Below are 24,252 nucleotides of genomic sequence, written 5' to 3' on the forward strand. Positions count from 1 at the left end.
TGCCGCTCCACCACCTTCACCCGAACGTGTGGCGCGGCTATCGTCGGGCGCATGATTGATCATGTGCGCGACCTGGCGTCTGTACGTGACGCGACCGACCGGCTGCTCACCGCAGCCGCGAAACTGAACAACGATTCGACCGCCGAGCCGTCACGGCTCCCCGGCTGGACCCGTGGCCATGTCCTCGCGCATCTCGCGCGGAACGCGGACGCGCTCGTGAACGTCCTCGCCGGACGGCCCATGTACGTCAGCGGGGAGGCGCGGGACGCCGACATCGAGCGGGACGCGCCGCGACCGCTGGCCACGCAGCTCGACGACGTCCGCGACAGCGCGGCCCGCTTCGAGGCACAGGCGGCCGTCCCCGCCGACTGGTCCCGGACCATCGAGATGCGCAACGGGGTCACCGACTCCGCGTCGCGGGTGCCGTTCCGGCGGTGGGTCGAGGTCGAGCTGCACCATGTCGACCTGGGGATCGGGTACGAGCTCGAGGACCTGCCGGAGGAGTTCGTCCAGCGGGAGATCGCGTTCCTCGCGGCGCGTTTCTCGGGCAACCCCGATGTGCCGCCCACCCGGATCTCGGACGGCACGCACGCGTGGAGCACCGGCCGGGAGGGCGACCCCGAAGTCACCGTCTCCGGAGCCGCGCCCGACGTCGTCGGCTGGCTCTCCGGCCGTCGCGACGGCGCCGCCCTGACGGCCGAAGGCGGCCTCCTGCCCGCACTGCCCCCGCTATAGGCTGAGGCACATGACGTACAGCGGAGCAGTGAAGGTCGGCGGTCCCGCGGATGTGCACGAGCTGCAGGACCTGATGATCTCGAAGGTCGCGGTCGGCCCGATGGACAACAACGCCTATCTGCTGCGTTGCCGGGCCACGGACGAGCAGCTCCTGATCGACGCGGCGAACGACTCCGGCACGCTGCTCACGCTGATCGGTGACGACGGCATCGCGTCCGTCGTCACCACCCACCAGCACGGCGACCACTGGCAGGCACTCGCCGCGGTGGTCGCCGCGACGGGCGCGCGGACCTTCGCGGGCCGCGAGGACGCCCCCGGCATCCCGGTGCCCACGGACGTCCCGCTGGTCGACGGCGACACCGTGCGGGTCGGCCGGGTCTCGCTCACCGCGCGGCACTTGGTGGGCCACACGCCTGGCTCGATCGCCCTCGTCTACGACGACCCGCACGGCCACCCGCACGTCTTCACCGGCGACTGCCTCTTCCCGGGCGGCATCGGCAACACCCACCAGGATCCGCAGGCCTTCGCGAGCCTGCTGCGGGACGTCGAGTCGAAGATCTTCGGCGCGCTCCCGGACGAGACCTGGGTCTATCCCGGCCACGGGAACGACACGACGCTCGGCACCGAGCGCCCGCATCTGGGCGAGTGGCGGGCGCGGGGCTGGTGAACCGGGGGGTCGGGGCCGGCGAGCCGGGGGCTCAGGCCCCGCCGAGCAGCGCCGCCACCCGCTCCACCGCGAACGCGTAACCCTGCACGCCGCAGCCCGCGATGACGCCGTCGGCGCGCTGGGAGACGTACGAATGGTGCCGGAACGCCTCGCGCTGATGGACGTTGGAGATGTGGACCTCCAACACCGGCATTCCGTCACAGGTGTTGAGCGCGTCCAGGATCGCGACCGACGTGTGCGAGTAGGCCGCCGGGTTGATGACGATGCCCGCGTGGCGCTCGCGCGCCTCGTGGATCCAGTCGACCAACTGGCCTTCGTGGTTGCTCTGTCGCAGGTCCACCGTGCCGCCGTGGGCCGCTGCCGCCTTGGCGCACAGGGCCTCGACGTCGGCGAGGGTGTCGGAGCCGTAGATCTCGGGCTGGCGCTGACCGAGCAGGTTCAGGTTGGGGCCGTTCAGGATCATGATGGGGGCGTTGGCCAGGGTGCGGGTCATGCCGTCAGCGTACTGAGGAAGCCGTCCGCGCACCGAGAGACCTCCCCGCGTCCCGAGGAACCCCTCCCGCACCTCCGTACGCCCCCGTAACCGGCTGTCACGGCGGGTAGTTGACGCGGCATGCGCAAGAGCCACTCCCCCACCGCCACCAGCACGCCTTCACTGCCCCGGCTCGCGGCGGCCTCGCTCGCCGGGACCGCGATCGAGTTCTACGACTTCTTCATCTACGGGACGGCCGCGGCGCTCGTGCTCGGGCCGCTGTTCTTTCCGACGTTCTCACCGCTGGCGGGAACTCTCGCGGCGTTCGCGACATTCGGAGTGGGCTTTGTGGCCCGGCCGCTGGGGTCCGTCCTCTTCGGGCACGTCGGTGACCGGCACGGGCGGCGCCCCGTGCTCATCGTGTCGCTGCTCCTGACGGGCCTCGCCACGGTCGCCGTCGGCTGTGTGCCCACGTACGACTCGATCGGTACGGCCGCTCCGTTGCTGCTCCTGGTGCTGCGGTTCCTCCAGGGGCTCGGGCTCGGCGGCGAGTGGGGCGGGGCGGTGCTGCTGACCGCCGAGCACGCGCCGGCCCGCCGGCGGGGGCTGTGGGCGAGCTTTCCGCAGATGGGTCCCTCGCTCGGGTTCCTGCTCGCCAACGGCATCATGCTGGTGCTCTCCGCGACCCTCACCGACGCGCAGTTCGCCTCCTGGGGGTGGCGGGTGCCGTTCTGGGCGGCGGGCGTGCTCGCGGCGGCCGGGCTCGCGCTGCGCACCTCGCTCGCGGAGAGCCCGAGCTTCCTCGAACTGCGGGAGCACGCGCGCGTGCCGCTCGCCGAAGTGGTGCGCGAGCACTGGCGCCTTGTCCTGCTCACGGCGGGCGCGCTGGCCGTCGGGTACGCGGTGTTCTACGCGGTGACGACCTGGTCCCTGGCGTACGCCGTGGAACGGCTCGACGTCAGCCGTACGGTGATGCTCGGCTGCATCATGGCGGCGGTCGTGGTGAAGGGGGCGCTGACGCCCGTGGCGGCGGTCCTCGGCGACCGGTACGGGCGCCGGCCGCTGTGTCTGCTGGGGTGCGCGCTGTCGGCGCTGTGGATGTTCCCGATGATCGCGCTGCTCTCGACCGGTGAACCGCTGCTGATGTTCCTCGGCTTCCTGGTGGCGATGCTCGCGTTCATCACGATGTTCGCGGTGATCGCCGCGTATCTGCCGGAGCTGTACGCGCCTCGGGTGCGCTGCACCGGCGCCGCGGTGGGCTACAACCTGGGCGGGGTGCTCGGCGGCGCGCTCACCCCGATCGTGGCGACGGCGGTGGCCTCCGGGAGCGGGCCGCCGTGGGGCGTCGCGGCGTATCTGACGGGGGTCGCGCTGCTGAGCCTGGGCTGCTTCGCGCTGCTGCCGGAGACGCGGCCCGCGCCGGAAGCAGCACCCGTCACGGCGTGACTCACGGCGTGACCGCGAGCTCCAGATAGGCCGCGAACAGCACCAGGTGGACGCCGCCTTGGAGCGGGGTGGCGCGTCCCGGCACGACCGTGAGCGTACCGACGACGACGGTGAGCGCGAGCAGCACCATGTGGGTCGAGTTGAGGCCGAGCACCAGCGGTCCGGAGAGCCACACGGAGGCGACCGCGACGGCAGGGATGGTCAGTCCGATGCTGGCCATCGCGGAGCCGAGGGCGAGGTTGAGGCTGGTCTGCACGCGGTCGCGGCGGGTGGCGCGCAGGGCCGCGATGGTCTCGGGAAGCAGCACGAGCAGCGCGATGATCACGCCGACCACGGCGTGCGGCATACCGGCGTTCTCCACGCCGGACTCGATGGTCGGCGAGACGCCTTTGGCGAGGCCGACGACGCCGATCAGGGCGAGTCCGAGCAGCCCCACGCTGACCAGGGCCTCGCGGCTGGAGGGGCCCTCGTCGTGATCGGAGTCGATCACCTCGCCCTTGCGGGTGATGGGCAGAAAGTACTCGCGGTGCCGCACGGTCTGGGTCGCCACGAACAGGCCGTACAGGACGAGCGAGGCGAGCGCCGCGAAGGTGAGCTGTGCCGTGGAGAACTCGGGGCCCGGTTTGCTCGTGGTGAAGGTCGGCAGGACCAGGCTGAGGGTGGCGAGCGTGGCGACGGTCGCGAGGGCGGCGCCGGTGCCCTCGGGGTTGAAGACGGCGACGCGGTGCCTCAGGGCGCCCGCGAGCAGACAGACCCCGACGATGCCGTTACAGGTGATCATCACGGCGGCGAAGACGGTGTCTCGGGCCAGGGTCGCGCTCTTGTCGCCGCCGTCCGCCATCAGCGTGACGATCAGGGCGACCTCGATGACCGTCACGGCGACCGCGAGCACGAGCGAGCCGAAGGGTTCGCCGACGCGGTGCGCGATCACCTCGGCGTGGTGCACGGCGGACAGTACGGCACCGGCGAGCACCAGCGTCACCACGGCGACGACCGGCCCCGGCAGATCGCGGCCCCAGGTGAAGGCGAGCAGCACGACGGCGAGGACAGGTACGACCGCGGTCCACCGCGTGGCGAGTTCCCGGAGCCGAGCGATCATTCCTCGATGCTGCACCGGGTACCGGGGCCCCGCGACTTCAAGAGCGCCCCGAACGTGTAAGGGCGGTGGCCCGCGGCGCGTTGCCGCGGGCCACCGCCCTACTGGAAGCTGCTGCGTCGGACGCCGTCAGGCCTCGATGCTGTCCTTCGAGGACTCGTCGGTCACGGTCTTCTCGCCGCCCTTGGCGGCTTCCTCCGCGGCCTCCTTCTGCGCCTGCTTCTTCGAGGCGATGAGGCTGGTGATCGTGGTGACGATCAGCACGCCGCAGATGACGCCGAGCGAGACCGGGATGGAGATCTCGGGAACGTGCACGCCGTTCTCGTGCAGTGCGTGCAGGACCAGCTTCACGCCGATGAAGCCCAGGATCACCGACAGGCCGTAGCTGAGGTGGACCAGCTTCTTGAGCAGGCCGCCGATGAGGAAGTACAGCTGACGCAGACCCATCAGGGCGAAGGCGTTCGCCGTGAACACGATGTACGGGTCCTGGGTGAGGCCGAAGATCGCGGGGATCGAGTCCATCGCGAAGAGCACGTCGGTGGTGCCGATGGCGAGCATGACGACCATGAGGGGCGTCATGATCTTCTTGCCGTTCTTCTGGATGAACAGCTTCGTGCCGTGGTACCGGTCGGCGACGCCGAACTTCTTCTCGGCGGCCTTCAGGAGGCGGTTCTCCTCCCAGTCCTCTTCGTCCTCGTCGGCCCGCGCCTCCTGGATGAGCTTCCAGGCGGTGTAGATCAGGAACGCGCCGAAGATGTAGAAGACCCAGGAGAAGTTGGCGATGACCGCGGCACCGGCGGCGATGAAGATCGCCCGCAGGACGAGCGCGATCAGCACACCGAAGAGCAGCACCCGCTGCTGGAGGTGCGAGGGCACCGAGAACTTCGCCATGATCAGGATGAAGACGAAGAGATTGTCGACGCTGAGCGACTTCTCGGTGATGAAGCCCGCGAAGAACTCGCCGGCCGGCTCCCCGCCGCCCCAGATCAGCAGGCCCACGCCGAAGAGCGCGGCCAGCACGATCCAGACGACCGTCCAGATGCCGGCTTCCTTGATGGATACGTCGTGCGGCTTGCGGCCGATGAAGAAGTCGGCCGCGATCAGGGCACACAGACCAAGAATGGTCAGCACCCAAAGGGTCATTGAAACGTCCACTGCGCCTCCGGCGTCGTACGGCTACTGATCAGCGTCGTCGCTGCCGGAGGTCTCTTCCACCCGGGGCGGCTGGCGCCCCGCGGGCCGACGCCCCGGGACCGATGGCGGTCCGTATTGACGGGCACGTCGCGTTCGGGAGTACTCCCCTCCGCTGGTAGAAGAGTACGCGAAACACCAAGGTTTGGTAAAGGAGACGGTAAAGAAGGACCAAAATCCCTGGTCAGGGGCGAGTAAAAGTCGCTTTACCGGTTCACCGGCCGCCCGTGCGGCGGGCCTCGCCCACCTTGTTCAGGACCTCCCTGAGCACCTGGCTGCCGGGCGGTGCCATCGGCGGTTCGTACGTCCACGCGTGGCCGACCCACGGGTCGGCGAGGTGGTCGTCGGCCACCGGCGTCAGACGCAGCAGCGCGCGCCACAGCGGGTCGAGCAGCGGGCCGTACTCCGCGGCGTCCTCCCGGTCGGCGACCAGCATCAGGTGGACGCCGACCGCGGGGCCCTCGTCCGCGAGATAGCGGAGCTGGGTCACGGCGCGGTCGTCGAAGCCGTGCGGGAAGTCGTTGACGATCAGGAGCTGCTCGGCCGTGTCGAGGTCCGGCGGCAGCGCGTCGGCGGCGCCCGCGCGGATCGCCATCTGCACCAGGTCCACCCGCTGGGTGAGCCGGGCGAGCACGGCGGATACACCGGCTGCTCCGGACGCCGGCGGTCCGGCCAGCGCACCGGCCGTCACCAGCGGGGCGAGCGCTCCGGCAGCCGTACCGGCCGCGTCGATCACGTGCACCGAGAACTCGTTCGGCGGGTACGCCGCGAGCAGCCGCGCCGCGTGCGCGACCGCGCTGTCCATGGCGAGGCGGCGCAGCTGGTCGGCGTCGGCGAGGGAGTCCGTGCCGGAGGAGCGGCCGCTGTCGATCCACAGGCCGCGCTCAAGCGGCAGCCGGACCAGCATGGGGATGTGCAGGTCGGGGCGCTCGGGCAGATGGAGGTCGCCCAGGCGCAGCGCCATGGGGATCTCCATGGGGACGCGGTAGCCGTGCCAGACCGGGTTGTCCCAGCCTGCGTACGCCGCGGGCAGGGCGGGCTCGACGACGTCGGACTCGGCGGCGAGCTGGGCCAGGTCGCGGTCGAGGGCGGCCCTCGCCTGGTCGACGAGGAGGCCGTGCTTGGTGCGGGCGGCCTCGCGCGCGGCGTCTCCGGTGTTGCCGATGCGGCTGCGGGGGTCGGAGAGGACCTTGTCGAGTTCCTGCTCCATACGGGACTCGGCGAAGTCGACGGCGCTCCGGTACGCCGCCGTGGTGCGGGCCAGGTCCTCGAACATGCCCCACACCTGGTTGTAGAGCCGCTCCTCCATGGACCAGCCCGTCGCGTCGCCCGCCACGGGCTGGGCGGGCTTTCCGGGCTCGGCCGGGGCCGCGCTCGGCGGGGGCGGCGGCGGTGTGGTCGTCTGGCGGCCGGGATGGGTGTAGTTGACGGGGCCGCCGCCCGTGGCGCCGCTTCCCGCGTCGCCCGGCTGGTGCGAGGGCTGCGCGGGCTGGCCGGTGGTCGCCGGGCCGGGGCCGGGGCCCCCGGCGGGCGAACCGGTGGCCTGCTGTCCCGTGGTGCGCACCCGGGCCTCGTCCGAGGGGCGGGGCGGCGGCGCGGCGACCGAGCGGGCCAGGCCCTGGGCCACCGCCTCGTTGATCGTCGCCGCCAGCTCGCTGGCCTGGGGCAGGCCCTGGTCGGTGAGCATGTCGGCGAGACCGCCCGCATAGCCCTGGCCGACGGCGCGCACCTTCCAGGCGTCCTGCCTGCGGTAGAGCTCCAGGGCGACGACGGCGGACTCGGCGTCGAGGTCGGTGATGGTGTAGCTGGCGACCTCGGAGCCGTCGAGTCCGGTGACCGCGACGAACGGGGCGGCGAGGGCGCCGAAGCTGACCGGGCCCCCGACGCCCACGGGGAGCGCGAGCAGGACGTTGACCCGGTGCACGGTGTCCGGCACCGCGTCCAGGTCCACGGCGAGGCGATGGTCGGCCGCCGCCTGCTTGGGCACTTCGAGCCCGGGCAGGTGGGGTGATCCGGGGTGGGCCACCCAGTCCGTGCCGCGCACCTTGCCCTGGTCGTCGCTGAGCGTGACCCCGGCCACGATCGGCTTGCCGACCGATACGCGGATCTCCAGACGGGTCCCGGGAAGCGGGTGGTTCTGCCCCCGGACCAGCTCGGCCGTCATCGCCTTCGTCCCCCTCGTGCCCTTGTGCGTACTCGTGCCGCGCGCCGTGTCGCGTGCTCTACAGGTGCGGCAGGATCGACGGCATCAGGTCCTGGAACGTCCGGCCGTTGGCCGGGTTGCCGAGGGCCGTCATCTGCCAGCCGGTGCCCGCGCGGTGGACCTTCGCCATGATCTGCGCGGTGTACTGACCGCCGCCGTCCAGGGTGTACCGGGCCAGCTCCTGGCCGTTGGTCTCGTCGACCAGACGGCAGAACGCGTTCTGCACCTCCTGGAACGTCTGGCCGGTGAACGAGTTCACCGTGAAGACGATCTGGTCGATGTGGACCGGGACCCGCTGCAGGTCCACGAGGATCGACTCGTCGTCGCCGCCCTGTCCGGCGCCGCCCACCAGGTTGTCACCCGTGTGCCGTACCGAGCCGTCGTCGCTGACCAGGTGACGGAAGAACACGACGTCCACCGGCTGCTTGTCGGCGAAGAGCACCGCCGACGCGTCCAGGTCGACCTCGCGGGTGCGCGTGCCGAACAGGCCCCGCCTCGGGGCCGCTTGCCAGCCGAGTCCCATGCGCACCGCGGTCAGGGCGCCCCCGTCGTCCTTCTGCAGGCTGATGGCCTGACCCTTGGTCATGTTGACCGTCACGCGCTGTCCCCTCTCGAACTGCCTGGGCAACCGCCAGTCTGTGCGGTTGCCCAGCACCCTACGCAGAGCCACTGACGGTGCCGCACCATGGGCGGCACTTTGTGGCGTTCTTGCAACACACCAGCCAGTACGGTGTTTCCAGCCCTCTCAGAGGCCGCGCTAGGCCTGGCCCGCCTCCTTCATCTGCCGCAGCTCCTTCTTCATCTCCGACACCTCGTCACGCAGCCGGGCGGCGATCTCGAACTGCAGGTCCGCGGCGGCCGCGCGCATCCGCGCGGTCATCTCCTCGATCTGCTCGGCCAGTTCGGCGGCGGGCCGGTCGGTGGGCACCTTCTCGGCCTTGCCCTTGGCTCCCTTGGCGGCCTTGCCCGCCTTGCCGTTGGCACCGCCGAGCGCGGGCACGGGCGCCTTGCCCTCCTTGCCCTCCTTGGCCTTGCGGTAGTCCGTGCCGAGCAGTTCCTCGGTGTCGACCTCCTCGCGCGCGATCGCCGACACGATGTCGTTGATCTTCTTGCGCAGCGGCTGCGGGTCGATGCCCTTCTCCTTGTTGTACGCGATCTGCTTCTCGCGGCGGCGGTTGGTCTCGTCGATGGCCTGCTCCATCGCCGGGGTGATCTTGTCCGCGTACATATGGACCTGGCCCGACACATTGCGCGCCGCGCGGCCGATGGTCTGGATCAGCGAGGTGCCGGAGCGCAGGAAGCCCTGCTTGTCCGCGTCGAGGATCGCCACCAGGGAGACCTCGGGCAGGTCGAGGCCCTCACGCAGCAGGTTGATGCCGACGAGTACGTCGTACTCACCGGCGCGCAGTTCGCGCAGGAGCTCCACGCGGCGCAGGGTGTCGACGTCGCTGTGCAGATAGCGGACCTGGATGCCCAGTTCGAGGAAGTAGTCGGTGAGGTCCTCGGCCATCTTCTTGGTGAGGGTGGTGACCAGGACCCGCTCGTCCTTCTCGGTGCGCGTGCGGATCTCGTGCACCAGGTCGTCGATCTGGCCCTCGGTGGGCTTGACCACGACCTCCGGGTCGACGAGGCCGGTGGGGCGGATGATCTGCTCGACGAAGCCGTCGCCGCGCGAGAGCTCGTACTTCCCCGGGGTCGCCGACAGATAGACGGTCTGGCCGATGCGGTCGAGGAACTCCTCCCACTTCAGCGGGCGGTTGTCCAGCGCGGACGGCAGCCGGAAGCCGTGGTCCACCAGGGTGCGCTTGCGGGAGGCGTCGCCCTCGTACATGGCGCCGATCTGCGGGACCGTCACATGCGACTCGTCGATGACGAGGAGGAAGTCCTCCGGGAAGTAGTCGATGAGGGTGTTCGGGGCGGAGCCGGGCTCGCGGTCGTCGAAGTGCATCGAGTAGTTCTCGACGCCGGAGCAGGAGCCGATCTGGCGGAGCATCTCCAGGTCGTACGTCGTGCGCATGCGCAGGCGCTGGGCCTCCAGCATCTTGCCCTGCTTCTCCAGCTCGGCGAGGCGCTCGGCGAGCTCCTTCTCGATGCCGGTGACGGCCTTCTCCATGCGCTCGGGCCCCGCCACATAGTGCGAGGCCGGGAAGACGTAGAGGTGGTCGTCGTCGCTGATGACCTCGCCGGTGAGGGGGTGCAGCGTGGAGAGCGCCTCGATCTCGTCGCCGAACATCTCGATGCGGACGGCCAGCTCTTCGTAGACCGGGAAGATCTCGATGGTGTCGCCGCGGACCCGGAAGGTGCCGCGGGCGAAGGCCACGTCGTTGCGCGTGTACTGGATGTCGACGAAGCGGCGCAGGAGCTGGTCGCGGTCGATCTCGTCGCCGACCTTGAGGGGGACCATCCGGTCCACGTACTCCTGCGGGGTACCGAGGCCGTAGATGCAGGAGACGGAGGCGACCACGACCACGTCACGGCGGGTCAGGAGCGAGTTCGTCGCGGAGTGGCGCAGGCGCTCCACCTCCTCGTTGATCGAGGAGTCCTTCTCGATGTAGGTGTCCGACTGCGGGACGTACGCCTCGGGCTGGTAGTAGTCGTAGTACGAGACGAAGTACTCGACCGCGTTGTTCGGCAGGAGTTCGCGGAACTCGTTGGCCAGCTGGGCGGCCAGCGTCTTGTTCGGCGCCATCACGAGGGTGGGGCGCTGGAGCTTCTCGATCATCCACGCGGTGGTGGCCGACTTGCCGGTGCCGGTCGCGCCGAGCAGGACGACATCCTTCTCACCTGCGCGGATGCGCCGGTCCAGGTCGGCGATGGCCGCCGGCTGGTCGCCGCTTGGCGTGTAGTTGCTGACGACCTCGAAGGGCGCCACCGTGCGTTCGATCTTGGATACGGGCCGCATGGAACCCACCGTACGACCCCGCACTGACAACGGGGCCTGATCACCAGCTCTGCGGGGCCCTGGAGCCGGGGCGGGGCGGGGGCCTGCGGCCGGCCCGCGGGTCGTGCCGGTCGCCCGAGCGCGGGACGGGGTAGGGGGCGCGGGCCGCCTGGGCGGCGTTCTTGAGGTCCTCCTTGCCCATCACCATCAGCGGGTCGAACATCACGATCACCCCGGCGAGGAGCAGGAAGGCGAGCGGGCCGATCATCATCGGCGCGAGCAGCTCGGCGGGTGAGTCGCCGGTCGAGGGCGCGGCCGACGAGCCGTGCAGATGGACCCGGAGCGCGGCCATTCCCGTGTAGTGCATGCCGCTGACGGCCAGGCCCATGACGAGGCTCGCGCCGAGGCTCCACAGGAAGCCCCTGACCTGTGCGGCCGCCCACAGGGCCGCGGTGGCGGCGACGACGGCGATGACCACGGAGGCGGAGACGGTGAGGGTGTTGTACTCCAGCGTCCCGCGTAGACGCATTCCGGCCATCCCGAGGTAGTGCATCGAGGCGACACCGAGGCCGGTGATCGTCCCCCCGGTGAACAGTGCCGTCCCCGTGGCGCCGCGGTAGCCGACGATGAAGATCCCGATGCCGACCATGACGATCGCGACGGCGAGGCTCGCGAAGGTCAGCGCCTTGTCGTAGTGGATCGGGGCTTCCTTGACGGTGAAGCCCATCATCGCGACGAAGTGCATGGTCCATATGCCGGAGCCGATGGCGGCCGACCCCAGGGCGAGCCAGCCGGGCCGCCAGGAGTGCGCGACAAGGAGCGATCTCGTGGTGCAGCGCAGTCCGAGCGCGCCGCCCAGACAGGCCATGAGGTACGCCACTACGGGTGTGACCGCTCCGTAGCTGAAGCCGTCGACCGTGCCCTGCATTCGCGGTAGCCCTTCCGCCTCTGATACCTGATCGCCCGGTAATCCCCGATGGGCCGGGAACATCCCCGTCCGGCCTCAGCCGACGGTCTGCTGAAAGACCGTGGGCTGCCGCTGAGAGTAAAGCCCACGCCGGAACGTACGAACGATTTTCCGGGAAAGAGACCCGGTTGTCTCCGTTCAACCTGTGGCCATCCTGCACCTGTCTCGCGTTGGCCGTGGACTGTCACTCTCATCCGGTCCGTGACCGCACATCGCGAGGAGACTCCGTTGTACGCACGCGTTGCCGCTGCCACCACCGCCGCTCTTCTTGGAGCCGGTGCACTCGCTCTCCCCTCCACCGCTCAGGCCGACGACCGGACTTCGGAGCAGACGTCCGCCCAGTCCTCCGCCGGGCACGACAGACCGCTGGTCGTCGCGCACCGGGGTGCTTCCGCCTACGCTCCGGAGAACACTCTTTCAGCCATCGACAAGGCGGCTGACATGGGGTTCCGTTGGGTGGAGAACGACGTCCAGCGCACCAAGGACGGCGAGCTCGTCATCATGCACGACGACACCCTGAAGCGGACGACGAACGTCGAGGAGCTCTTCCCCGACCGCGCGCCCTGGAAGGTGGCCGACTTCACGGCGGCGGAGATCGCCACGCTGGACGCGGGCAGCTGGTTCAGCCCCAAGTACGCGGGCCAGCGCGTGCCGACGCTGAAGCAGTACATGAACCGGGTCTCGCGCAACCACCAAAAGCTCGTCTTCGAGTTCAAGAAGCCCGAGCTGTACCCGGGCATCGAGAAGCAGGGCCTCGAGGTGCTCCGCAAGACGGGCTGGCTCGACCGGCACCACGTCGGCAGCAAGCTCGTCATCCAGAGCTTCAGCGCGGAGAGCGTGAAGACGGTGCACGCGCTGCGGCCGGACGTCAAGACGGGCTTCCTCGGCACGCCCGCCGTGGCCGACCTGCCCAAGTACGCCGAGTTCTCCGACCAGATCAACTCGACGCACGGCTCGATATCCAACGACTACGTCGCCGCGATCCACGCGCTCAAGGGGCCGCACGGCAAGCCCCTGGAGATCTTCACGTGGACCGTGAACGACGCGGCGGCCGCGCGGCGCGTCGCGGACTTCGGCGTGGACGGCATCATCACCAACACCCCGGACGTCGTGCGCAGGGCGATCTCCGAGTAGCGGCACCCGGCGGACCGGCCGCCGCGACCGGGCGTTGTCAGTGCCCGGTCGTACGGTGGTCGGCATGAACGCCAATGGGCAGGACACGCAGGCGCCGGAGGACCGGCAGCGGGTGGTGTGGGCCGTGGTCGCGAGCGACATCGGCCCGCTGCTGCTCGCCGCGACCGGTGCGGGTCTGGTCACCGTCGTCTTCCACGCCACGGACGCGGTGCGCGACAGGGCGCTCGACCGCCTCGGCTCCCGGCTCGGGGCCGAGCCGGTCGAGGCACCCGACTCGCCGCTCCTCGCCGATTCCATACGCCAGCTCGCCCAGTACTTCGCGGGCGAGCGGCGCGATTTCGAGCTGCCCCTCGACTGGTCGCTGATCTCCGGGTTCAACCGCCAGGTGCTGCGCGAGCTGACCGCCGTCCCCTATGGCGCGGTGGTGGGTTACGGGGACCTGGCCCGCCGCGTCGGCCAGCCCGGCGCGGCCCAGGCGGTCGGGCTGGCGATGGGCGCCAATCCGCTGCCGGTCGTGGTGCCGTGCCACCGGGTTGTGGAGAGCGACGGCGGCATCGGCGGATTCGGCGGCGGCCTGGAGACCAAGCGGCAGCTGCTCGCGCTGGAGGGGGTGCTGCCGCAGCCGCTGTTCTGAGATGCGGCGGTGTTGCGCGCGTATGAAGAGAACCCTGTTTCATGCGTACGGACGTGCTGGCACACTGCGTCAGTGACTTCGACCCTGGACGCTCCTGACATACCCGCGCCGGAAGCCCTGCCCGGCCTGCGCCGCCGTACCACCGCGGTACTCGTCGCCAGTCAGATACTGGGCGGGCTCGGGGTGCCGATCGGCATCGCCCTGGCCCCGGTCCTCGCGACCGAGGTGAGCGGCACCGAGGCGATGTCCGGCCTCGCGCCCACCGCGTCCGTGGCCGGTACGGCGCTGCTCTCGCTGCCGCTCGCCGCGCTGATGACGTCACGCGGGCGGCGGCCCGGTCTTGTCCTCGCGTATGTGATCGGCGCGGTCGGCGCGGGGCTCGTGGTGCTCGCCGCGGTGGTCGAGAGCTTCCCGTTGCTGCTGCTCGGCATGGCGGGCTTCGGCGCGGGTTCGTCGGCGAACCTCCAGGCGCGTTTCGCCGCGGCCGACCTCGCCGAGCCCGAGCGGCGCGGCCGGGCCATCTCGCTGGTCATCTGGGCCACCACCATCGGCTCGGTCCTCGGGCCGAACATCGCGGCGCCCACCAGCCGCGCCTTCGCCGGCACCGCCATTCCGGAAGAGGCAGGTCCGTTCCTCTTCGCCGCCGGCATCTTCGCCGTCGCCGGGATCGTGGTGGCCGTACTGCTGCGGCCCGACCCGCTGCTCACCGCCCGCGCCCTGGCCCCGCAGGAGGACGACTCCGCGCAGAGCCGCTCGCTGCGGGCCGGCATCGCCGCGGTGGCCGCGTCGCCGATGGCCCGGCTCGCGCTGGTCACGGTGGCCGCCTCGCACACGGTGATGGTCTCGATCATGGTGATGACGCCGGTCGACCTGGGCCACCACGGGGCGAGCCTGCAGCTGGTCGGCCTGGTCATCAGCGGTCACATCGCGGGTATGTACGCGCTGTCGCCGGTGATGGGCTGGCTCGCCGACCGGTTCGGCAGGCTCTCGGTGATCGGTCTCGCCGTCGGGCTGCTGTGCTGCGCCGCGCTGCTCGCCGGCACGGCCGGGCCCAGCCACGGCCAGACCGCCGCCGGTCTCTTCCTCCTCGGCCTCGGCTGGTCCGCGGGCCTGGTGTCCGGCTCGGCGCTGCTCACCGACTCCGTGCCGGGGCCCGCCCGCGCCGCCGTGCAGGGCCTCTCGGACCTGACGATGAACACGGCGGCGGGCATCGGCGGCGCGGCGGCCGGACTGATCGTCGCGCAGGCGAGCTACGGCTGGCTCAACCTCATCGGCGTCTGTGTGCTGCTGCCGATGGCGGGGCTCGCGATCCGCCGGGCGGTCAAGAAGTCCTGACCCCGGCAGTCGTGACCCCGCAGGACCCCGGCAGTCGTGACCGCGCGGGTCAGGGCAGCGTGATGTGGTACGCCTTGCGCAGCGTCTCGTGCACCGTCCACGTCGTACGGTCGCCCTCGCGCAGCACGGCCGCGTCGCCGGGGCCGATCTCCAGTACGTCGCCGCCCTCGACGGCGACCGTGGCACGGCCGCTGACGACGACGAAGAGTTCATTGGCCTCGGTGTCCGTGACCACGCCGGGCGTGATCTGCCAGATGCCGCGCAGCTGCTTGCCGTCGGCGGACTCCCACAGGACCTTGCCGGTGACCTCCGGGGTGCCGGAAACGATCTGCGCCGGGTCGAGCGGCTCGGGCTCGAGGTCGGCATCCGGAATGTGCACGGCAAAAGACGCGGTGGCCTGATCATTCGTGGTCATGGCCGGTCACCCTAGCCGGGCCTCCGCGAGCGGATCCGGCAGGGTCGGGGTCGTCCCCCGTACCCCACGGGTTTGACGGGATGCGCCGCCCGCCAGGGATGAGAGGGAGACCCGACAGGCAGGAGGCAGGCCCGTGCTGGTGGTGTCCGACGAGGTGCAGACGGCGGTGACCGAGCGGCGTCCGGTGGTCGCCCTGGAGTCCACGATCATCGCGCACGGGCTGCCGCGCCCGCGCAATCTCCAGGTGGCGGTCGAGTTGGAGCAGGTCGTACGCGAGGAGGGTGCCGTCCCCGCGACGATCGCCGTCCTGGACGGGCGGCCTCATATCGGCCTGGACAAGGAGCAGTTGGACCGGGTCGCGAACGAGGACGGCATCCGCAAGCTGGGCCACCGCGATCTCGCCCTCGCGGTCGCGGCCGGGGCGAGCGGGGCGACGACGGTGTCGGCGACGGCGCTGCTGGCCGCCCGCGCGGGTGTGCGGGTGTTCGCGACCGGCGGGCTCGGCGGGGTGCACCGGGAGTGGACGGTGACCCAGGACGAGTCCGCCGATCTGGGGCTGCTCGCGCGGACCCGGCTCACCGTCGTCTGCGCGGGCGTGAAGTCGATCCTGGACGTGCCGGCGACCCTGCAGCGTCTGGAGACCCTGGGTGTCGCGGTGGCCGGGTACGGGACGGACCGCTTCCCCGGCTTCTATCTCACCGACTCCGGGCATCCGGTGGACTGGACGCTGCGTACGCCGGCGGAGGTGGCGCAGGTGATGCGGGCCCAGGACGCGGTCGGCGGCCCGGAGTCCGCGCTGATCGTGGCGAACCCCGTCCCCGAGTCCGAGCAGCTCGATCCCGCGCTCCACGCGCGCGTGCTCGCCGAGTCCCTCGAGGAATGCGCCGAGCGGGGCATCACGGGGCAGGCGGTCACGCCGTTCCTCCTGGACCAGTTGGTACGCCGTACACAGGGCGCGTCGCTGGAGGCGAACCTCGCGGCGGTGCGCGGCAACGTACGGCTCGCGGGGCGGATCGCCGCGGCGTGGGCCGGGCGGTGAGCCCTGGGGGCGGCGCGCTGCTGGTCGTGGGTGATGTCGTCACGGACATCGTGGCCCGGCATCGCGCTCCGCTCGCGCCGGGCACCGACACGGCGGCGGCGATCCGTACGGTGCCGGGCGGCGCGGGCGCCAATGCGGCCGCCTGGGCGGCCTCTTGGGGATGCGGGGACGTACGGCTCCTGGGGCGGGTCGGCGCGGAGTCGGCGGCGTGGCACGAGGAGGCGCTCACGCGCGCGGGCGTACGTCCACGCCTCGTCGTCGATCCGGGGGCGCCGACGGGGACGGTGATCTGTCTGGTCGACGGGGCTGCCGGGGCCGAGCGGTCGTTCCTGAGCGACGGCGGCGCCTCCCTGCGCCTGTCGGCGGCCGACTGGTCGCCCGCGCTCCTGGACGGTGTCGGGTGGCTGCATCTGTCGGGGTATCTGTTCTTCGCCGGGCCGAGCAGGGCGGCGGCCGGGGCGGCGCTCGCGTCGGCACGCGCGCGTGGCGTGCCGGTGAGCGTGGATCCCGCGTCGGCGGGGTTCCTCGCCGAACTCGGCGTGGACGCGTTCCTGGCGGCGGCGGACGGCGTGCACGTGCTGCTGCCGAGCGAGGACGAGGCACGGCTCCTGACGGGTCTGCCGGACGCGGCGGACGCGGCCGTGAAGCTGAGCCGCCAGTTCCCCGCGGTGGTGGTCAAGCGGGGCGCCGCGGGCGCGCTGGTCGCGCGGGACGGCGAGGTGCGGGCCACGGTTCCCGCGCGGCCCGCCGAGCCGCGCGACTCGACGGGGGCGGGGGACGCGTTCACCGGGGCGTTCCTGGCGTCCCGGCTCGGCGGTTCGGGGCTCGGCGAGGCCGCGGCGGAAGGGTGCAGGGCGGGGGCCCAGGCCGTCGAACGGATCGGCGGGAGGCCTCCGTTGCCGGAGTCGACGGCGCCCTGAGGGATGCGGGGAGCGGCAGGCCGAAGGGGACGGGATCAGCCGGCCCGCCTGCTCCCGTCCGCCCGGCCGCTACGAGCTACCCCTTCTTCCCCCACGCCGAGATCAGCGGTGACGTCGCCAGGTCCATCGTGCCCGTCGCGACGCTGGCCAGGTGTGTGGTGATGTCCTCGTCCGTGGCCAGGCCCGCGGCGGTCAGGGAGGTGCGGGACTGCTGGATCGTCACGGTCTCCAGGGCCGCGCAGGCGGGCGCCGTCAGGGGGAAGTACGCGTCGGCCTCCACCTGGCGCAGGCCCGCGGCGCGCAGCAGGCGGGGCAGTCCGCGGCCGTATGCCACGTCGTTGCCCCGCTGGGTGAGCAGCGCGCGGCGCAGTCGGTTGGCCAGCTGCTGTGCGGGGCCGTGCTCGTCGGGGCAGGGCAGCGGCTGCAGCGCGGGGTCGGCCTCCTCGATCAGCAGCCGGCCGCCGGAGCGCAGCGCCCTGATCATCGAGCGCAGGGCCTGCTCCAGGTCCGGCATCCGGCCGAGTACGAGGCGCGCGTGCACGAGGTCGAAGCCCTCGGCGGGCGGCGCGTCCGTTTCCAGGTCGTGCCGGCGCACCTCGATCGGCGAGCGCGCGGCGGAGGTCTGCCAGGAGGTGTCCGTCGCGGTGGCGAGGACCCGGCCGGTGGGGCCGACCCGCTTGGCGAGCCAGGAGACGACGGAGGTGCCGCTCGCCCCGACCTCCCAGCAGCGCCATCCCGGCCCGATGCCGAGCCGCTCGATGTGCCGGAAGGTCGTGGGGTCGAAGAGGGCCGCGAAGGCGTCGCGGCGCCGGTCGGCCTCGGCGGACTCGGCGGCCCCCGCCGGTCGTTTTCCGGAGAGATGACTGTCGATGAGCGTCATGTCGAAATCATCCCAGTTGACCGGCCCACTCCGGGGAGGCCGATCCGGGCATATCGGAACGACCGACCCGGACATACCGGAGCGGAATCCTCCGTTCCCCCAGGGTCAGGCCGCACTGTCGCCTCGTACTGGCAGACTTGCTCGCCAAGTCACCGGAACGAGGAGCCAGGCATGTCGATGGCAGGCAACCTGCGAAAGGTGGGGAACCTTCGCAAGGTGGGCGGCCTGAGAAGAGTCGCGCGCGCCGCGCGCCTCACGCGCAGGCACACCCGCGTCGACCTCAGTCACCCCGCCCGTTCCCCGCTGGGCTCGTCCGTGGTGAAGTGCGTGACGTACCGGGAGGGGGTCCGCCAGGAGGGCGGCCGTGACCTGGTCGAGGAGGTCGAGCGGGTCCGCAAGAGCGGCGACGGATTCGTCTGGCTCGGCCTGCACGAGCCCACGGAGCAGGAGTTCGCCGGCATCGCCGACCTCTTCGACCTGCACCCGCTCGCCGTGGAGGACGCGGTCCACGCCCACCAGCGCCCGAAGGTCGAGCGGTACGGCGAGACGCTGTTCGCCGTCTTCAAGACGGTCTGCTACGTGGACCATGCCGAGCTGACCGCGACCAGCGAGGTCGTGGACACCGGCGAGATCATGGTCTTCGTGGGCCGGGAGTTCGTCATCACGGTCCGGCACGGACGGCACGGCTCGCTCGGCCCGCTGCGCGAAGGCCTGGAAGCGGATCCCGAGCAGCTCGCCAAGGGCCCCGGAGCCGTGCTGCACGCGCTGGCCGACCATGTCGTGGACGACTATCTCGCCGCCACGGACGCCGTGCAGGCCGACATCGACCAGGTCGAGATGGAGGTCTTCGCCAAGGAGGGCGAGCGCGCCGATCCGGGCCGCATCTACCAGCTCAAGCGCGAACTGCTCGAACTGAAGCGGGCCGTGGTGCCGCTCGGCCGCCCGCTGCAATTCCTGTCCACCCAGCCGATCCGGGTCATCGCCCCGGAGATACAGGCGTACTTCCGGGACGTCGACGACCACCTGAAGCGCGCCACCGAACAGATCGCCTCGTTCGACGAACTCCTGAACTCGATCCTCCAGGCCCACCTCGCCCAGGTCACGGTCGCGCAGAACGAGGACATGCGGAAGATCACCGCATGGGCCGCGGTGATCGCCGTACCGACGATGGTCTGCGGTCTGTACGGGATGAACTTCGACCACATGCCCGAACTGCACTGGAAGTACGGCTACGGCATGGTCGTCGGCCTGATCGCCACGGTCTGTTTCGCGCTCTACCGCGGCTTCCGCCGCAATGGCTGGCTCTGACGCGCGGGCGAGTACCGCACGGCGCCCGGCGTCTAGTCTGTGACGGCCATGTCAAACACCGGGGGAACTGGGGGAAGGTGACCGATGCCTCTGCGCGAGGATGATCCCGAGTCGATCGGCGGCTACCGGATCGAGTCGCGGATCGGCACCGGCGGCATGGGCGTCGTCTATCTCGGGCGCTCCGCGTCGGGCCGCGCGGTCGCGGTCAAGGTCGTCCACACCCAGTACGCGGACGACCCTGAGTTCCGCGCCCGCTTCCGCCAGGAGGTCACGGCCGCGCGCCGGGTCAGCGGCGCCTTCACCGCGCCGGTCGTGGACGCCGACCCGGAGGCCGCGCTGCCCTGGATGGCCACGGCGTACGTCTCCGGGGACACGCTCGCCCAGCGCATCACGGAGCGGGGGCCGCTGGACTGGCCGACCCTGAAGCGGCTCGGCGGCGAGCTGGCCGAGGCGCTGCGGGAGATCCACCGCGCCGAAGTGGTGCACCGCGACCTGAAGCCGAGCAACGTACTGCTGCTCGACTCCACCGGGTCCGACGCGGGCGACGGCGGCGACAGCGGGATGACGCGCGTCATCGACTTCGGCATCTCCCGCGCCGCGCACAGCGATGTGCGCACGCAGACGGGCCTGGTGATGGGCTCGCCGCCGTTCATGGCCCCGGAGCAGTTCAGCAATCCGCGCGAGGTGGGGCCGCCCGTCGACGTCTTCGCGCTGGGCGCGCTCCTGGTGTACGCGGCGACGGGGCGCAGCCCGTTCGAGGCGGAGAACGCGTATCTGGCCGCCTACCAGACCGTGCACAACGACCCCGAACTGGGCGCGCTGCCCGAGCGGTTGCGCCCCCTCGTCCTCTCCTGCCTCACCAAGTCCCCGCAGGACAGGCCCACTCCGCTGCAGGTCCTGGAGGCGCTTGCGGCGCTCCCCGACGAGGCGGGGCAGCCGAGCGCGCCGCGGGAGCCCGCGCCTCCCGGGGAGCAGACGGCGCCGGAACCCGCGACCGACGTCACGTTCGCCCTGCCCGCGACGGCACCCACGCCGCAACGCCCGCGCCGGGGGCGCCGGTTCAAGGTGATCCTCGCGAGCGCGGTGGCCCTGGTCGCCGTCGTCGGCATCGGCGCCTCCGTCGCCCTGTTCGGTGGCCCGGAGCCGGCCGACGGCGGCGCGGACGCGAAGCCGGGCCTGCCCGCGGGCTGGCGGCCCTGGCATGTCGCAGCCGAGAAGGACGGCGACAACATGATGCCCTCGATGGAGTCCTGCACCCCGAACGCGCGCGGCGTCTACTGCGCATCGCCGACCACAGCGCTGACCCGGCTCGATCCCCTGACGGGCAAGGTCAAGTGGACCAAGCCGATGCACCGCCCGAAGTCCGTCAACGGCTATTCGGTCACCGAACCCGTCGTGGGCGCGGGGACGGTGTTCACCTACAGCGCGGAGGGCACCCAGGGAGTCGACGCGTACGACGCGGTGAGCGGCCGGCGGCTGTGGCGACTGCCGGGCCCGCACGCCGAGTTCCAGTTCCTCAGCGGCGTACTCGTCGTGCACAAGGGCGAGTTGAGCGAGTCCCCGACGTCGACGTACACGGCGTACGACCCCCGGTCGGGCGAGGAACTGTGGCACCACGAGGTGACCAGCAACTCGCCGAGCGTGTTCTACGCGGGCCCGGACGGCACGGTCTTCGCCGATCTGCGCACCACCGCGCGCAAGGGCTCCGCCGCCCGCGCCTCGTCGGACATCACGCGCTTCGACGCGCGCTCCGGCCGGAAGCTGGGCACGGTCGAGGCGCCGAAGGGCGACCTGTGGCTGGCCACGGTGCAGGACGGCAAGGGGTACTTCGCACGCTGGGAGAACGACTCGGGTGTGTCCTCGCGCTTCTTCATCCAGGACCTGACGTCGGGCGACGTGCGCGGCATCGACTTCCCGTGGGCGGTCGAGCCGGAGGCGCCGCCGCTGGTGCGCGGCGACGCCATGTACCTCTTCGACTACGCCAACGAGACCGTGCTCGCGCTCGACCTCAAGCGCGGCAAGCCGCTGTGGACGACCTCCCGCGAGCTGCGGATCTTCAGCGAGCCGTCGGTGCGCGGCGAGACGCTGTACGCGACGATGCCGGACACCAGCGTGATCGCCGTCGACATCCGTACGGGGAAGGAGCGTTGGCGCTCGGAGCCCTCCTTCACGGCCGCCAAGGGCGGTTCGGTCGACGACCGTTCGCCAAGTGGCGTCGCCCCGCTGGCGGTGGGCGGTGTGCTGTACGGGGTGTCGGACGAGGGGACGTTCTCGGTGGCGGCGAAGCGGTAGCAGCTTCCTCCGGTTTCCCGGTCTCCCGGTCTCCCGGTCTCCCGGTCTGCCGGTTTCCCGGTTTCCCGGTTTCCCGGTCTGCCGGTTTCCCGGTTCTCCACGGAGCGCGCGGGGTGCCTCAGCCCTTCGCGTACACGCTCTCCACCCAGCCCGCCAGTTGCTCCTCGGTGAGGTGCTTGGCCAGGTCCGCCTCGCTGATCATGCCGACCAAGCGCTTGTTCTCGATGACCGGGAGTCTGCGGATCTGGTGGCCCTGCATCTCGTCCAGGACCTCGCCGACGTCCGCGCTCGACTCGACCCAGCGGGGCGTGCCCTTGGCCATCTCGCCCGCCGTCACCTTGGCCGGGTCGTGCCCCATCGCCACGCAGCCGACCACGATGTCACGGTCGGTGAGGATGCCGCAGAGCCGTTCGTTCGCGTCGCTGATGGGCAGCGCGCCCACGTCGAGGCGGGCCATCAGCTGGGCGGCGCGGTCCAGGGTCTCGTGTGCGGGGATCCACTGGGCGCCGCGGTGCATCATGTCTCCGGCGGTGGTCATGGGTACCTCCCGTTGCCGGACGGGCCGGCGCGGCGCGGAGGCACCGCTAGTCCCGGCGCCCCTCATTCTCGCCGGGGCCACCGGGGTCCGCACGCCGGGCGGCCTCCGCCCGTGCCAAGCCGCTCAACCGCTCAGCCACTCAGCCGCTCAACCGCTCCACGCCGGATGCCGCGGATCGTCCGCCCGCACCACCACGTCCGCCGCCGCGCCGGGATCCGTCTCCGCCTCGTACCGTTCGAAGGCCGGCAGCGTCCACCGCTCCCCCGGTTCCGTACGTCGTCGCAGGGCGCCCGGTGAGAGCCGGACATGCACCGTCAGGTCGAACGGGAACCAGTGGCCGAGGAGCAGCGGACCGTGCAGCAACAGGACGCCGCCGGGCGGGAGTCGGACGTACGGGCTGCGGGTCGCGCGGTCCGCGGCCGGGTCCCACAGGTCCGGCAGCACGCGCCCCGTCCCGTCCGGGTCCAGCGGTCCGAACACCTCGCGCCACAGCGCGCCCGTGTCGAACCAGCCGCTGTAGTACGCCTCCACGTCCTCGCGGCCGTACTCCAGACGCAGCGACGCGGGGCGCAGGAAACCCTCCGTGCCGACCACGAGCGCGGAACGGCCGCGCAGCCGCAGGGCATCGGCGACCCGGAGCGCCAGCTCGCCCGGCCTGCCCGCGGGCGCGCCGTCGAACGCGACGCGGGGCCAGGGGCTCGCGTCGGCGGTCTTGAGGTCCGTGATCCGGTCGGCGAGCGTTTCGGTGAGCCGTTCCCAGGTGATCGCTTCGAGTCGCACCCACCCCATGATGCCGGGCGGCGGACGCGGTACGCGGCGCCGGGGAGCGGGCATCACGTCGGCATGGCTCCGAACGCCACGCCTCCGCCGCCTCCCCCGACGCCGAATCCGAATCCGAATCAGACTCCGAATCCGAGTCGGACTCCGCCTCCGACTCCGACTCCGGCTCCGACTCTGCCGATTCCGCCCTCCCGACCGGGACTTGTCGCCGTCCAGCCGCTGAAGCGGCGGCACTGCGCCGAGTGCCGCGGCGGGCCGCTCGCCCTGCTGGTCGTCGAGGACGCCGAACCACACTGCCTGGACTGCGCCGACCTCGGCCATCTCGTCTTCCTGCCGCGCGGCGACACGGCGCTGACCCGCAGGGCGCGCGAGGGCAGCGGCCTCTCGGCGGTGGTCGTCCGCCTCAACCGGCGCCGGAGCCGGTACGAGCGGCAGGGCGTCCTGGTCGAGGAGGCGGCGCTCGCGCGGGCCGAGGAGCGGTGCCTCGCGGACGCGGAGGCGCGGGCGCGGCGCAGGGCGCGGGACGCGGTGCGCCGGGCGGCGGAAGACGTCCGCTTCACGGCCGCGTTCGCCGCCGAGATACGCCGCCTCTTTCCGGGATGCCCGCCGGAGCGGGCCGACGCGATCGCCGCGCACGCGTCCGTGCGGGGCAGCGGGCGGGTGGGGCGCAGTGCCGCGGGCCGCGCACTGTCCGGTACGGCGGTGACCGCGGCCGTGGTGGCGGCCGTGCGGCACACGGAGACTCCGTACGACCGGCTCCTGATGAGCGGGGTGCCACGGGCGGAGGCCCGGCGCCGGATCACCCCCGCGGTCGAGGCGGTGCTGCACGGCTGGGGCACCGCCCCGCCCGGCCGGGCGACGGCCTGAGACTTCCGGCTCCGGGCTTCGGGCTTCCGGCCCCGGCTCCGGGCTTCGGGCTTCGGGCTTCCAGCCACCCGGCTCCGGGCTTCGGGCTTCGGGCTTCCAGCCACCCGGCTTCCAGCCCCCGGCTCCCGGCCCCCAGCCCCCGGCTTCGGGCTTCCAGCCCCCGACTCCCGGCTTCGGGCTCCCGGCTCCCGGCTTCGGGCTTCGGGCTCCCGGCCCCCGACCCCCGACCCCCGGCTTCGGGCTTCCAGCCCCCGACTCCCGGCTTCGGGCTCCCGGCTCCCGACCCCCGGCCCCCGGCCCCCGGCCCCCGGCCCCCGGCTGCGGCCCACTTCCCCGCAGACGCCCGCGCATGCGCCTGCGGGCCCCGCGCATGGCCTTCCGGCGCCCGAGGGAATTGACTTGTGGTGGGCGACCCGGCCATGCAGACTCACGGCTCGCCCGGCACCGGGACG

Annotated in this window: 22 protein-coding genes; 11 read left to right on the forward strand and 11 right to left on the reverse strand. The window is 71.8% G+C overall.

The features are described from left to right. Positions 1 to 51 precede the first annotated feature (51 nt). The gene (locus ACIBKX_RS00950) at positions 52 to 735 is read left to right on the forward strand and encodes a maleylpyruvate isomerase family mycothiol-dependent enzyme (protein WP_363272322.1); all 684 of its coding nucleotides are present in this window, start codon (positions 52 to 54) and stop codon (positions 733 to 735) included. 10 nt (positions 736 to 745) lie between these two features. Continuing rightward, positions 746 to 1,402, forward strand: coding sequence for an MBL fold metallo-hydrolase (locus ACIBKX_RS00955; RefSeq protein ID WP_363272323.1), 657 nt, complete (start codon positions 746 to 748; stop codon positions 1,400 to 1,402). A gap of 31 nt (positions 1,403 to 1,433) precedes the next feature. On the opposite strand, the gene aroQ is transcribed toward ACIBKX_RS00955, so the two are convergent. Next, a complete protein-coding gene (aroQ, locus tag ACIBKX_RS00960; RefSeq protein ID WP_363272324.1) occupies positions 1,434 to 1,895 on the reverse strand; it encodes a type II 3-dehydroquinate dehydratase in 462 nt (153 codons plus the stop codon). A gap of 120 nt (positions 1,896 to 2,015) precedes the next feature. Here aroQ and ACIBKX_RS00965 point away from each other — a divergent pair, with 120 nt between their 5' ends. After that, complete coding sequence (locus tag ACIBKX_RS00965) at positions 2,016 to 3,320, forward strand: MFS transporter (RefSeq protein WP_363272325.1); 1,305 nt, start codon at positions 2,016 to 2,018, stop codon at positions 3,318 to 3,320. Between the two features lies 1 nt (position 3,321). Here the strand turns inward: ACIBKX_RS00965 and ACIBKX_RS00970 are convergent, their stop codons facing one another. From ACIBKX_RS00970 to ACIBKX_RS00995, 6 genes are all read right to left on the reverse strand, one after another. Then, positions 3,322 to 4,419 carry an ionic transporter y4hA gene (locus ACIBKX_RS00970; protein ID WP_363272326.1) on the reverse strand — a complete coding sequence of 366 codons (1,098 nt, stop codon included), beginning with the start codon at positions 4,417 to 4,419 and terminating at the stop codon, positions 3,322 to 3,324. Positions 4,420 to 4,545: 126 nt separating this feature from the next. Further along, positions 4,546 to 5,559, reverse strand: coding sequence for a TerC family protein (locus tag ACIBKX_RS00975; protein ID WP_363272327.1), 1,014 nt, complete (start codon positions 5,557 to 5,559; stop codon positions 4,546 to 4,548). Positions 5,560 to 5,821: 262 nt separating this feature from the next. Then, positions 5,822 to 7,771 (reverse strand): TerD family protein, encoded by a 1,950-nt coding sequence (locus ACIBKX_RS00980; RefSeq protein WP_363272328.1) that lies wholly within the window; start codon positions 7,769 to 7,771, stop codon positions 5,822 to 5,824. A 58-nt stretch (positions 7,772 to 7,829) separates the two neighbouring features. Next, on the reverse strand, positions 7,830 to 8,408 hold the full coding sequence (locus ACIBKX_RS00985) for a TerD family protein (RefSeq protein ID WP_363272329.1): 579 nt from the start codon (positions 8,406 to 8,408) through the stop codon (positions 7,830 to 7,832). A 159-nt stretch (positions 8,409 to 8,567) separates the two neighbouring features. Then, positions 8,568 to 10,712, reverse strand: a complete 2,145-nt coding sequence (gene uvrB, locus ACIBKX_RS00990) for an excinuclease ABC subunit UvrB (protein ID WP_363272330.1) — start codon at positions 10,710 to 10,712, stop codon at positions 8,568 to 8,570. A 40-nt stretch (positions 10,713 to 10,752) separates the two neighbouring features. Further along, on the reverse strand, positions 10,753 to 11,619 hold the full coding sequence (locus ACIBKX_RS00995) for an MHYT domain-containing protein (protein WP_363272331.1): 867 nt from the start codon (positions 11,617 to 11,619) through the stop codon (positions 10,753 to 10,755). A 267-nt stretch (positions 11,620 to 11,886) separates the two neighbouring features. Between ACIBKX_RS00995 and ACIBKX_RS01000 the strand changes: the two genes are divergently transcribed. The 3 genes from ACIBKX_RS01000 to ACIBKX_RS01010 all read left to right on the forward strand — a co-directional run bounded on the left by ACIBKX_RS01000 (position 11,887) and on the right by ACIBKX_RS01010 (position 14,761). Then, positions 11,887 to 12,792 (forward strand): glycerophosphodiester phosphodiesterase family protein, encoded by a 906-nt coding sequence (locus ACIBKX_RS01000; RefSeq protein ID WP_363272332.1) that lies wholly within the window; start codon positions 11,887 to 11,889, stop codon positions 12,790 to 12,792. 64 nt (positions 12,793 to 12,856) lie between these two features. Then, positions 12,857 to 13,426 (forward strand): methylated-DNA--[protein]-cysteine S-methyltransferase, encoded by a 570-nt coding sequence (locus ACIBKX_RS01005; RefSeq protein ID WP_363272333.1) that lies wholly within the window; start codon positions 12,857 to 12,859, stop codon positions 13,424 to 13,426. A 72-nt stretch (positions 13,427 to 13,498) separates the two neighbouring features. Beyond that, a complete protein-coding gene (locus tag ACIBKX_RS01010) occupies positions 13,499 to 14,761 on the forward strand; it encodes an MFS transporter (protein WP_363272334.1) in 1,263 nt (420 codons plus the stop codon). Positions 14,762 to 14,810: 49 nt separating this feature from the next. Here the strand turns inward: ACIBKX_RS01010 and ACIBKX_RS01015 are convergent, their stop codons facing one another. Beyond that, a complete protein-coding gene (locus ACIBKX_RS01015; RefSeq protein ID WP_363272335.1) occupies positions 14,811 to 15,176 on the reverse strand; it encodes a cupin domain-containing protein in 366 nt (121 codons plus the stop codon). A gap of 133 nt (positions 15,177 to 15,309) precedes the next feature. On the opposite strand from ACIBKX_RS01015, the gene ACIBKX_RS01020 reads away from it, so the two are divergent. Continuing rightward, positions 15,310 to 16,215 (forward strand): pseudouridine-5'-phosphate glycosidase, encoded by a 906-nt coding sequence (locus ACIBKX_RS01020; RefSeq protein WP_363272337.1) that lies wholly within the window; start codon positions 15,310 to 15,312, stop codon positions 16,213 to 16,215. Further along, positions 16,200 to 17,135 (forward strand): carbohydrate kinase family protein, encoded by a 936-nt coding sequence (locus ACIBKX_RS01025; protein ID WP_399375559.1) that lies wholly within the window; start codon positions 16,200 to 16,202, stop codon positions 17,133 to 17,135. The genes ACIBKX_RS01020 and ACIBKX_RS01025 overlap by 16 nt, the downstream gene beginning before the upstream one ends. Positions 17,136 to 17,211: 76 nt before the next feature. Here ACIBKX_RS01025 and ACIBKX_RS01030 read toward each other — a convergent pair whose 3' ends face one another. Beyond that, the gene (locus ACIBKX_RS01030; RefSeq protein WP_363272339.1) at positions 17,212 to 18,015 is read right to left on the reverse strand and encodes a methyltransferase domain-containing protein; all 804 of its coding nucleotides are present in this window, start codon (positions 18,013 to 18,015) and stop codon (positions 17,212 to 17,214) included. A gap of 171 nt (positions 18,016 to 18,186) precedes the next feature. Here ACIBKX_RS01030 and ACIBKX_RS01035 point away from each other — a divergent pair, with 171 nt between their 5' ends. Both ACIBKX_RS01035 and ACIBKX_RS01040 read left to right on the forward strand, forming a co-directional pair. Then, positions 18,187 to 19,323, forward strand: a complete 1,137-nt coding sequence (locus ACIBKX_RS01035; protein WP_363272340.1) for a magnesium and cobalt transport protein CorA — start codon at positions 18,187 to 18,189, stop codon at positions 19,321 to 19,323. Between the two features lie 84 nt (positions 19,324 to 19,407). Continuing rightward, positions 19,408 to 21,615, forward strand: coding sequence for a serine/threonine-protein kinase (locus ACIBKX_RS01040; protein WP_363272341.1), 2,208 nt, complete (start codon positions 19,408 to 19,410; stop codon positions 21,613 to 21,615). 118 nt (positions 21,616 to 21,733) lie between these two features. Here ACIBKX_RS01040 and ACIBKX_RS01045 read toward each other — a convergent pair whose 3' ends face one another. Together ACIBKX_RS01045 and ACIBKX_RS01050 are read right to left on the reverse strand one after the other, a co-directional pair. Beyond that, entirely contained in the window at positions 21,734 to 22,153 is a 420-nt protein-coding gene (locus ACIBKX_RS01045; RefSeq protein ID WP_363272342.1) for a CBS domain-containing protein, read from the reverse strand. A 147-nt stretch (positions 22,154 to 22,300) separates the two neighbouring features. Continuing rightward, entirely contained in the window at positions 22,301 to 22,942 is a 642-nt protein-coding gene (locus ACIBKX_RS01050) for a uridine kinase (RefSeq protein WP_363272542.1), read from the reverse strand. A 54-nt stretch (positions 22,943 to 22,996) separates the two neighbouring features. On the opposite strand from ACIBKX_RS01050, the gene ACIBKX_RS01055 reads away from it, so the two are divergent. Continuing rightward, the gene (locus ACIBKX_RS01055; RefSeq protein ID WP_363272343.1) at positions 22,997 to 23,800 is read left to right on the forward strand and encodes a DUF2293 domain-containing protein; all 804 of its coding nucleotides are present in this window, start codon (positions 22,997 to 22,999) and stop codon (positions 23,798 to 23,800) included. Positions 23,801 to 24,252 lie beyond the last annotated feature (452 nt).

Source organism: Streptomyces sp. NPDC050658 (assembly GCF_044457025.1).
Classification (GTDB): Bacteria; Actinomycetota; Actinomycetes; order Streptomycetales; family Streptomycetaceae; genus Streptomyces.